Below are 9,696 nucleotides of genomic sequence, written 5' to 3'. Positions count from 1 at the left end.
ACCGGGCTGCTCAGCCGGAACTTGCTCCAATCAGTAACGGAAACTTCAAAAATAGGCAATCGCGGCAGTCGGCATGTCGACCATCTGTCCCGCTAATTGTGAAACCAGATACGCCATCCCAGGGTTGTGCGCGAGCACCATGACGGTGGACGCATCACAATGGTCCGAGGCGATCACATTACTGATCGTTTCGGGTGACGCCAGATACAGCGACTCTGAGTAGCTAACGACAACATCCGAGCCAAATGAACTCTGCATCCGTTCAAGCGTCTCTCGCGTTCGCACCGCCGATGAACAAAGGACGACGTTGGGCAAACAATCGATCTCGCGAAGCCACTCGGCCATCTGCGGCGCATCACGCTTGCCGCGTTTATTAAGGGGACGGTCGTGATCCGAAAGCCCTCCGTCTGACCAGTCGCTCTTTGCATGCCGCATCAGAATCAATCGATGACGCTTTCCCAAAGCCGCCGCGGATGGATCATCCATGTTGTTTTATTGCTTCGTCTATAGATAAAGATTGATTCAATTCAAAGGCCGGTGTCAGCGGCTCAAGAAAACCGTGTGATCAGCGGAGCGATCAACGACAATCGTGCAAACCGATAGCCGGCACCTACCGCACCGGTTCGAGTCCATGCATTCGCCGCAAAACGCCAAGCTGGCCCGCGTGGATACCTTCATGGATTGGACAAAACAAAACGCCACCCAGTTTATTGGGGTAAGCGGCGTAAGGCATATCGACCGGTTCGAGCAAGACCTCGGGCGTGACCGCATCAAGCACCGCCATCGACTGCTCGTGCACTTGGGCCAATCGAGCCAACAACTCATCCGCCGTCGGTTGCGATAAGGGGTCATCACTCGGCACGCTGCTGCGGCCATACGCCTTGCGAAATTTCCCAGGGATTAACTCCAGATCATCGGGCCCGCGACCACGAATGCGAAACATCAACAAACCATATTGGCTGACCGCCAAATGCCCGACTTGCCAAGCGACGTTGGTCGGCATCCCCTCAGGAATCTTGAACCACAGTTCTTGCGGAGTCTTTGCCAGCAATTCCAAGGTGTAATTGCGAGCGAATTTGATCTGACCAATCGCCCCCCTCAACATCTCGGTGGTTTGCGTCGGTGTCAGTTCCGCTGTTTTGTTTTCTTCCGTACTCATGCCCGGGATCATACCAAAATATTGGAAATGAAAACGAGCCCGCTGTGGTGCCAACGTCAGCCCTCTTCTTCAGCTCCTTTTTTAAGGAGCTCGATTCCCGACGCCGACAACGCAAGCTAGGAGGGTGGATGTCAGCGGGCGGTTCAGCTGGCGGCTTTTTTTCGTGCAGGTTTCGAAACGAGCCGAATTTGTGGCATCACCGCCCGACCGCCGTGGAACGTGCGACGACGATCAATCGTATGGTCAAACACAAACGCACCATGCTCGATCCCCGGGCGTGCCGAGACTCGCAAAATCGCCGGGTGCCCGCATTCACTGCACTGGACCCGCAATCCATGACTCTCCAAAAGCGTGTGAATCGCTTGGGCCATCTGCTGGTTCTGCTGTAACGATCCAAAATTCTCGCCGGCAAACCGGTTCAAATGAGACTGAATCGTCTGCCGGATCGAACGCTGCAGCCGACTGATCTCACGCTGCAAATCTTCGATGGCTGCCCCCGCCACCTCGCTCGACAGCGCCCCCGATCCATCGGCGTCCTGTCGCTGCAGCGATAAATCAGCGGGATCGGGATTAAGCATGAAATCGAAACGCGAAAGGAACGTGAACAAACAGCCACCGCCGAGAAACTTAAAACAAATCCCCCCGCTCAGTCTAGACGAGTTTATACAATTTGTATAAGCTGTCTAGACGCGTCGGCAAAATTCCTTCGCTGGTCTACCGAGATGTCCTATTTTCGCCTCACCGTGAGGGAATAAAGCAACGGCGCAGAATGGGCAAATGCAGCTTATCCGCATCAATCGGCAAGGCCGGTGCCGCGAGTTGTGTTTCTTGCGTAACCGCTCAGGTCAACATGGCGGCGAACCGCTCGATTCATTACTGTCGACAGACGCTTAACCCTATTCACTCCCTCGTGAGCACCGAAATACGCCATGTCGGTCAATCAACAAACCGTTGAGGAAACCAAAGCTCAGATCCGCTCGCTGGTCAACGAGATTGCTGCGCTCTCGAAATCCGGAGCGACGGCCGGCGAGTTTTATCCTGAACTGCTTTCCCGCATCATCACCGCGCTGGCCGCCGCCGGCGGTGCCATTTGGCTGTTAGACGAAGATCGCCAGCTAAAGCTGCAGTACCAAATCAATGCTGAACCGAGCGTGTTGTCGGGTGATTCCGAAGACGCGACGCGTCACACTCGCTTGATTCAACGTGTCGCCAACACGGGGCAATCGCTGATCGTTCCTCCCTATTCGGGAACCACCGATGGCGAAGCCGAAGGCAATCCGACGCGTTACCTGCTCGTTCTCGGTGCACTTAAGCACGACGAACAACAGGATGGCTTGATCGAAATTTTCCAGCGGCCTGACACCGCCCCGGACACCCAGCGTGGTTACCTGCGGTTTGTTCAACAGATGTGTGAACTGGCAGCCGATTGGTTGCGAGGCCAGAAGCTACAAAAACTTGGCGATCGCCAAACGCTGTGGCAACAAGCAGACGCTTTCGCCCGAGCATCGCACGAATCGCTCGACTTGATGGAAACCGCTCACATCGTCGCCAACGAAGGACGGCGGTTGATCGGATGTGACCGTGTCAGTGTGGCGATCAAGAAGGGTCGCAAGTGCACGGTCAAAGCGATTAGCGGCCAAGACACAATCGAGAATCGATCCAATATTGTCGCATCGCTGAATCAATTAGCCACGCGAGTGGTAGCGGCTGGCGAACCGCTGTGGCATGACGGATCAACCGAAGATTTGCCGCCTCAAATCGAAGAGGCACTCGAGGACTACGTCGACCAATCCTATGGTCGCAGCATCGCGGTTTTGCCGCTCCGCGAACCGCAACGAAAACTTGGTTCCGAAGCCGACACCGGTGCCGCGGGTGAGATCGACCGCGATAATGCCCACCGTGGTGAAGTCATCGGGGCATTGATCATCGAGCAAATCGAGAGCAACATTCCGACTGAAATCTTTCACGCGCGTTGCGACTTGGTGTACGAGCACGGCACACGTGCGATCGCTAATTCGATGTCGCATAGCAATTTGTTCTTGATGCCGGTTTGGCGAGCACTGGGACGTGCAACTTGGGTATTGCGAGCCCGAACGCTCCCGAAAACGCTTGGCGTTGTCGCGCTGATCATTGCCGCTGTGCTGGCCCTGGTTTTCATTCCCAAAGACTTCACCCTCGAAGCCGAAGGCACGTTGACGCCGGAAGCACGACGCGAGATTTTTGCTCCGATCGATGGCGAGGTGATCGAAGTTCTAGTCGACCACAATACACCGGTCACCGTCGGTCAAGAACTTGTGCGGCTTCGCAACCGCGATCTTGAAATTCAATTGACGGACATCGAAGGCCAGATCCAAACCGCATTGGCTGAAAAGGCGCGAAACCAAGGACAGCTGTCTCAACGAAAATCTTTGGAACCTGCCGAACGACGTGCTCTCGAAGGCGAAGTCAGCGAGTTGGACACGAAACGACGGGTGTTGATCGAAAAGAAAAAGCTGCTAGTTGATCGCGCCGAGCAACTGATCATCCGTTCGCCGATCGATGGCATCGTGACTTCGTGGGACGTCGAAAAGATGTTGCGAAGCCGCCCCATTTCCACTGGACAAGTGTTGTTGGAGGTGGCGGATCTTGGCCAACCGCTGTTCCTGAAGCTAGAGCTTCCTGAAAAACGCGAAGGTCATTTGGATGAATACGTCAAAGAGACTCAGTCCACCGAGCTGGATGTGACCTACATTTTGGCGACCGATCCGGACAAGAAGCTGGACGCATCGCTGAGGGTCGCCGACATCTCGGCTCGCGCCGAACCGAACGAAGAACATGGCGCGGTGATCAAGATGTCAGCCTACCCCGAGCAGGCTTCGCTGCAAGAACTGCACCCACGTCCCGGAGCCAAGGTGATTGCCAAAGTCTACTGCGGCCGCCGATCGAGTGGATTTGTGTTCTTTCACGAGATCTACGAGTGGTGCTGTAAATTCTTCTTCTAGTACAAGCCATGCGACGGTGTACCGAAGCTGTCCCATCATGATGCCCCCAATGAAATCGAGTTTGAATCTGTGAACAAAACAATGATTGCCGCAGTCGCGATGGCGTTTGCGACTCCTGCGTTGGCTCAAACCACCTCCAACACATCGACGAACGAAATTCATGCCGAGAATTGCACGGTCAAATTCATCAACAATGTGAATGTGCCTGCCGAAGTCGATGGCAAGGTAATGGAGTTAAAGTTCGATGAAGGCTGGACTGTAACCGCCGGCGAATTGATGGTTGTGATCGACGACACACAGGCAAAATTTGCTTTAGAGCTAAAGAAGGCCGAAGAAAAAGAAGCCTTGCTCAATGCGACCAACGACGTCAATTTGAAGGATTCGAAAAATGCAAAGGACCTTGCGTTCGCTGAGCTAGAAGCTTTCAAAGAACTCCGGCGTGAAGGCGCGATCCCGTTTTGGGAACTCGAAAAGAAACGTTTCGAAGCGACGCGGGCAGAGCTAAAAATTGACTTGGCGGAAATGCAGATGCAGATCGCCAAGGTTCAATTCAAAGCCAAAGAGAGCGAACGTCAAATGGCGGAATACGAGATCGAGAAACGCCGGATCACCGCTCCCTTTGATGGCTACGTCGAAGCTCGAATTGCCCAGCTTGGCGAATGGGTGCAACCGGGAAGCCCAGTGGCGACCTTGGTGCAATTGGACAAATTGAAAGTCGAAGGATACATCGACACGCGGCAGTATTCGGAACAAGTCGTCAAAGGGATGCCGGTTCGCGTGCGAGTGTATCGCGATTCAAGCGATGAAAACGCCGTCACTTTCGATGCGAAGGTCGACTTCGTCGGCAGCGAGATCGGCCTGGACAAACTCTATCGAATCTCGGTCAACATCGAAAACAAGCAAGCGGGCCAGCAGTGGTTGGTCAAGCCAGGAATGCGAGCCGAAATGACCGTGCTGAAGTAATTCACCTATCGTCGCATCGGTTTCGCGGTCGCCTCTGTGAGCATCCAGTCTCGCTTCGAGAATCGCCGGTGCAGATATTAGCGATTCCGACATGACCGACTAGAAGCCTATCCCACTTTTTACACTCTTCACCTTTCTACTTCATGGCCACACTTGCTGAATCACTCGTAAGCAGCTCCTCAAGGCCGCTGACGGTGCGCAAACGACCTGACTTGACGGCGAGTCGACATCGCTATCAAGGCACTGGCTATTGGGTCGTCAAGGAACCTGTCGGTCTGCAGTATTTTCGTTTTCACGACGAAGAGTATTACATCTTGAACATGCTCGACGGGCATGTCAGCCTGCAGCAGATCAAGGATGGATTCGAGCAGCGTTTCGCTCCGCAAAAAATCACCTTTGGCGATTTGCAACAGTTCATCGGAATGTTGCACCGCAGCGGATTGGTGATCAGCAATTCTCCGGGGCAAGGAAAAGCACTCCGCGAGCGTGGGCGGAAAAAGAAGAACAAAGAAGTCATGGGCAAGATGTCCAATGTCTTTGCGCTGCGATTCCGTGGCTTTGACCCTGAAAAAATCCTGAATGCAATCCTGCCGTGGTTCGGTTGGATCTTTACCGTCCCGGCACTGATCTTTTTCATTGGTTTGTGCGGGGCGGCGGGACTGCTGTTGGCCAGTCAATACGAGAGCGTGTATGCGAAATTACCGACGTTCCAGCAGTTTTTTGCTGCCGATCGCTGGTTGATTCTTGCCATCACGATGGCGCTAGTGAAAGTGCTGCATGAATTTGGTCACGGGTTGAGCTGTAAAAAATTCGGCGGGGAATGCCACGAAATCGGCTTTATGCTGCTGGTGTTCACGCCTTGTCTGTACTGCAACGTGTCCGACTCGTGGATGTTGCCGAACAAGTGGAAACGCGTTTGGATTGGTGCCGGCGGGATCTATGTCGAAATGATCTTGGCGTCGATTGCGGCGTTTGTGTGGTGGTTCAGTGAACAAGGCACCACGATTAACGATTTGTGTTTGAACATGATGTTTTTGAACGTCGTCAGCACGGTGTTGGTTAATGGTAACCCACTGCTGCGATTCGACGGCTATTACATCCTGATGGATTTCTTAGAGATACCGAACCTTCGCCAAAAGAGCACCGAAGTGCTGAAGCGATGGTTCCAAGAAACGTGTCTCGGTTTGGAGTTACAAGACGATCCGTTCATGCCCACTCGGGGCAAGTTCATGTTCGGAATGTTTACCGTCGCCAGTGTGATTTATCGCTGGGTCGTTGTGTTTTCGATTTGTTGGTTCGTGATCAAAGTGCTCGAACCGTATGGGCTTCAAGTGATTGGACGGATGGTCGCGGTGGTCGGGTTCTTTGGCCTGGTTGCCCAACCGGTGATCCAAACGTGGAAGTTTTGTCGTACGCCTGGGAGATTATCAAAAGTGAAACGTGGCCGTTTGTTGGCGACGCTGGCGATCGCCGGGCTGGCCATCGCTGCCGTTGTTAAAATTGAGCTTCCCCATCATGTGGATTGCGCCCTCGAGATTCGCCCTAGTCAGGCTGGGGCGGTGTATGCCGGAACCCCAGGACGCATCGTGTGGACGGTCGAGCCGGGAACCGAAGTGCGTGTCGGAGACAAGATCGCGGTCCTAGAGAACCCCGATCTGCAAATTCGCTTGGCCGATTATCGCGGCGAAGAGGAAGTCGAAACCATCAAGCTTCGCAATCTGTCGCTCCGCAGCAGCTATGACCAATCGCTAAAAGCATCGATTGAAACTCAAGTTGAATTGCTCCATTCGCTGGCCTCGGTGCGTGCAAAAACCGAAGAAGAGTTAGAGCGATTGGTAATTCGTGCGAATCGTGACGGTTTTGTCTTGCCGCCACCCGAACGCGACTCGAAAGATCCCGAGGACGGCCGGTTGCCCGGTTGGACCGGATCGCCGCTTGATGAACGAAATCGAGGCGCGATGTTGACGGCAGATGACCTGATTTGCGAGATAGGCAGTCAAGATGCGTTCGAAGCCGTATTGGTGATCGATCAAGGCGACGACCAATTGGTCCGCGTCGGCCAATCGGTCGACATGAAACTTGATGCAAACCGCATGGAAACCTTTAGCGGAACGATCTCGGAAAAATCAAACGACCCACTCAAAGCAACCTCGTCATCGATGGCTAGCCAGACCGGAGGCGACCTACAAACTGAAATTGACCCCACTACGGGAATGATCAAACCTCGAAGCGTTTCCTACCAAGCACGCGTACCACTGGACCCTGAAAACTTGACGTTGCGACCGGGTTACCGAGGCAGTGCCAAGGTGCACGTCGACCCGATGTCGCTGGGATCACGGTTGTGGCGAGTGATTGCGAAGACCTTCAACTTTGAGTTGTAAACAACTCGCCAAGTTACGCATTTCGCGTGGTTTAACACGGCAAAACAGACATTGACAAATATTTAATCGAACAAGGTCGTCTCACGTTGCAGCAGCCCCCCATATTGTTAGCATGCGAATTGTCAGGATGTTTTTGATCATGGTGACGCAGGCATAACAGAAAGTGAGCTGACTGGGACAGAGTGCGATTCGGGCGGCAAACCCGAGACGACTTTTACGCCCACCCGTTTTCGCTTGTTCGTGATGCGAGAACAACATGATATTTCTTCTTTACCTTTCGGAGTGAAATTACTGATGGCAGACGAGACCAAGAGCCCCGCAGCCGACGCACCAGAAGCAGCCACCAGTGCTGCAGCCCCAGCGGAAAAAGCACAAACACAGCAACAACAACCTGTCCAAGTCCAAGTGACTGATGACAACGCGTTGGCATGCTACGCAAACTTTTGCCGCGTAACCGGATCGCCTGAAGAATTGATCATCGACTTCGGTTTGAACCCACAACCGATCGGCGTTCCCAAGGACCCCATCCAAGTTAAGCAACGCATCATCGTGAACTTCTTCACCGCGAAGCGTTTGTTGGCAGCACTGCAGATGTCGGTCGCTCGTCACGAATCGGTATTCGGCGTTTTGGAAACCGACATCAACAAGCGAGTTCGTCCCGGTTTGAATCAGCAAAACCAAGCTGGACAAAAGAGCTAATTTGTCACGCTGCAACATGTGCAGTGAAATCAGCTAGACTAAGCCGCGTCACGTTTCAATGTGACGCGGCTTTTTTTGTGCCCATTTGGATGTTTGCGAATCGATTCCAACCGAGATCACCATGCAGTACCCCATCGAATTAACGTTCAAGTTGATGACCTTTGGCCAGCGTATTACCGCTACCGACGCAAGCGGAAACGTGTTGATGTTCATCAAGCAAAAGATGTTCAAGCTAAAAGAGAAGGTGAACATTTATAGTGATTCCAGCCAATCGAATCTGATCTTCACCATCGCGTCGGATCGCATGATCGACTTTTCCGCCAACTATCACTTCACCGATGCGCAAGGCAACGAATGGGGTGCGGTCCGCCGCAAGGGCATGAAATCGCTATGGTCCGCCCATTACGAGATCATGCAGAACGGTGCCATCGACATGACGATCAATGAAGAGAGTCCGATGAAGAAAGTGCTCGAAAGTCTGCTGGGCGAAATTCCGATCATCGGACTGGTCGCGGCCTACCTGTTGAATCCGAGCTATATTGTTTCTCGGCCAGACGGAACGCCACTGCTGCGGCTAACCAAACGACCTGCGGTATTTGAGGGCAAATTTGTACTCGAGAAACTTGGTGAAATGCCCGAAGACGACGAACTGCGATCGCTTCTCGGGATGATCATGTTGGTGTTGTTAGAACGCGGCCGGGGGTAAGCGTTTCGCCCAGCAAATCACAATTCGACGCGTAAGTTTCGAAACAGACGTAGGGCCGGTTCTCACCGGCCGCATTGTGATTGGGCGCGTTGTAATTGGCCGGTAGGAACCGGCCCTACGCCCTTAATTCACCTCCGAAACACTTGGCGAGTTTCGTTACGGCGAATGGCGTATGTGGCAGCGATGCTTATGACGAGGCTAGCTGTTTTGTCCAACGTTCGATTTGACCTCGCACCTGCTCGGGTGCTGACGAACCGTAACTGACGAACGCTTCAACCGCTTTCCGGCTGCCCAAGATCTCGTAGACCGACTCGTCGATCTCTGCTGCGTGTGACTGCATCACGTCCAGCGGCAACTCGCTCAGTGGCACGTCACGGTTCATCGCTTCACCGACAATCGCGCCAACCAAATGGTGTGCTCGACGCTGCGGCATGCCTTTGCGAATCATCCACTCCATCAATGTCGTTGCGTCCAAATAACCTCGTTCCAAACGGCTGGCAATCGAATCTCGCTGCAACTCGGAACCTTCGACAATCGGAATCGCCAATTCGAGCGAGGCGATCACGGTATCAAACGAATCAAACAGTGGCGGCTTGTCTTCTTGCAAATCACGGTTGTACGCCAATGGCAAATTTTTGACCAACAACATCAGCGTTTGCAGATTGCCCATCACGCGAGCCGATTTGCCGCGGGTCAGTTCCAGCGTATCCGGATTGACCTTTTGCGGCATGATGCTGCTGCCGGTACAGAACGCGTGTGGCATCTTGATAAAATCAAACTCGACCGTACTCCATAGAATCCACTCTT

General features: G+C 53.4%; 9 protein-coding genes. 5 read left to right on the top strand and 4 right to left on the bottom strand.

Annotated elements, in window-relative coordinates; translation table 11 throughout:
• Positions 1–45: 45 nt before the first annotated feature.
• From RMSM_RS11370 to RMSM_RS11360, 3 genes are all read right to left on the bottom strand, one after another.
• Positions 46–486: a SixA phosphatase family protein gene (locus tag RMSM_RS11370; RefSeq protein ID WP_008695654.1), complete on the bottom strand. Its 441-nt coding sequence runs from the start codon at positions 484–486 to the stop codon at positions 46–48.
• A gap of 124 nt (positions 487–610) precedes the next feature.
• Positions 611–1,159 (bottom strand): DinB family protein, encoded by a 549-nt coding sequence (locus tag RMSM_RS11365; RefSeq protein ID WP_081614124.1) that lies wholly within the window; start codon positions 1,157–1,159, stop codon positions 611–613.
• A gap of 143 nt (positions 1,160–1,302) precedes the next feature.
• Positions 1,303–1,737 (bottom strand): hypothetical protein, encoded by a 435-nt coding sequence (locus tag RMSM_RS11360; protein WP_236622096.1) that lies wholly within the window; start codon positions 1,735–1,737, stop codon positions 1,303–1,305.
• 351 nt (positions 1,738–2,088) lie between these two features.
• Here RMSM_RS11360 and RMSM_RS11355 point away from each other — a divergent pair, with 351 nt between their 5' ends.
• The 5 genes from RMSM_RS11355 (at position 2,089) to RMSM_RS11335 (ending at position 8,889) form a co-directional block, all read left to right on the top strand.
• The gene (locus tag RMSM_RS11355; RefSeq protein WP_008695647.1) at positions 2,089–4,140 is read left to right on the top strand and encodes a GAF domain-containing protein; all 2,052 of its coding nucleotides are present in this window, start codon (positions 2,089–2,091) and stop codon (positions 4,138–4,140) included.
• A gap of 69 nt (positions 4,141–4,209) precedes the next feature.
• The gene (locus RMSM_RS11350; protein ID WP_008695646.1) at positions 4,210–5,103 is read left to right on the top strand and encodes an efflux RND transporter periplasmic adaptor subunit; all 894 of its coding nucleotides are present in this window, start codon (positions 4,210–4,212) and stop codon (positions 5,101–5,103) included.
• 194 nt (positions 5,104–5,297) lie between these two features.
• The gene (locus tag RMSM_RS11345; protein ID WP_008695644.1) at positions 5,298–7,484 is read left to right on the top strand and encodes a peptidase M50; all 2,187 of its coding nucleotides are present in this window, start codon (positions 5,298–5,300) and stop codon (positions 7,482–7,484) included.
• A 294-nt stretch (positions 7,485–7,778) separates the two neighbouring features.
• On the top strand, positions 7,779–8,183 hold the full coding sequence (locus RMSM_RS11340) for a DUF3467 domain-containing protein (protein WP_008695641.1): 405 nt from the start codon (positions 7,779–7,781) through the stop codon (positions 8,181–8,183).
• A 121-nt stretch (positions 8,184–8,304) separates the two neighbouring features.
• Complete coding sequence (locus RMSM_RS11335) at positions 8,305–8,889, top strand: LURP-one-related family protein (protein WP_040765763.1); 585 nt, start codon at positions 8,305–8,307, stop codon at positions 8,887–8,889.
• 187 nt (positions 8,890–9,076) lie between these two features.
• On the opposite strand, the gene RMSM_RS11330 is transcribed toward RMSM_RS11335, so the two are convergent.
• The coding region (locus RMSM_RS11330) for a lyase family protein (RefSeq protein ID WP_040765756.1) at positions 9,077–9,696 on the bottom strand (620 nt) is incomplete at its 5' end.

Source organism: Rhodopirellula maiorica SM1 (assembly GCF_000346295.1).
GTDB lineage: Bacteria > Planctomycetota > Planctomycetia > Pirellulales > Pirellulaceae > Novipirellula > Novipirellula maiorica.
This window is presented reverse-complemented; position numbering and strand designations above follow the sequence as displayed.

What these genes read in the sequence shown, in the direction of transcription:
- RMSM_RS11370 (WP_008695654.1), bottom strand. Translation starts at nt 486, where the DNA reads ATGGATGATCCATCCGCGGCGGCTTTGGGAAAGCGTCATCGATTGATT.
- RMSM_RS11365 (WP_081614124.1), bottom strand. Translation starts at nt 1,159, where the DNA reads ATGAGTACGGAAGAAAACAAAACAGCGGAACTGACACCGACGCAAACC.
- RMSM_RS11360 (WP_236622096.1), bottom strand. Translation starts at nt 1,737, where the DNA reads ATGCTTAATCCCGATCCCGCTGATTTATCGCTGCAGCGACAGGACGCC.
- RMSM_RS11355 (WP_008695647.1), top strand. Translation starts at nt 2,089, where the DNA reads ATGTCGGTCAATCAACAAACCGTTGAGGAAACCAAAGCTCAGATCCGC.
- RMSM_RS11340 (WP_008695641.1), top strand. Translation starts at nt 7,779, where the DNA reads ATGGCAGACGAGACCAAGAGCCCCGCAGCCGACGCACCAGAAGCAGCC.
- RMSM_RS11335 (WP_040765763.1), top strand. Translation starts at nt 8,305, where the DNA reads ATGCAGTACCCCATCGAATTAACGTTCAAGTTGATGACCTTTGGCCAG.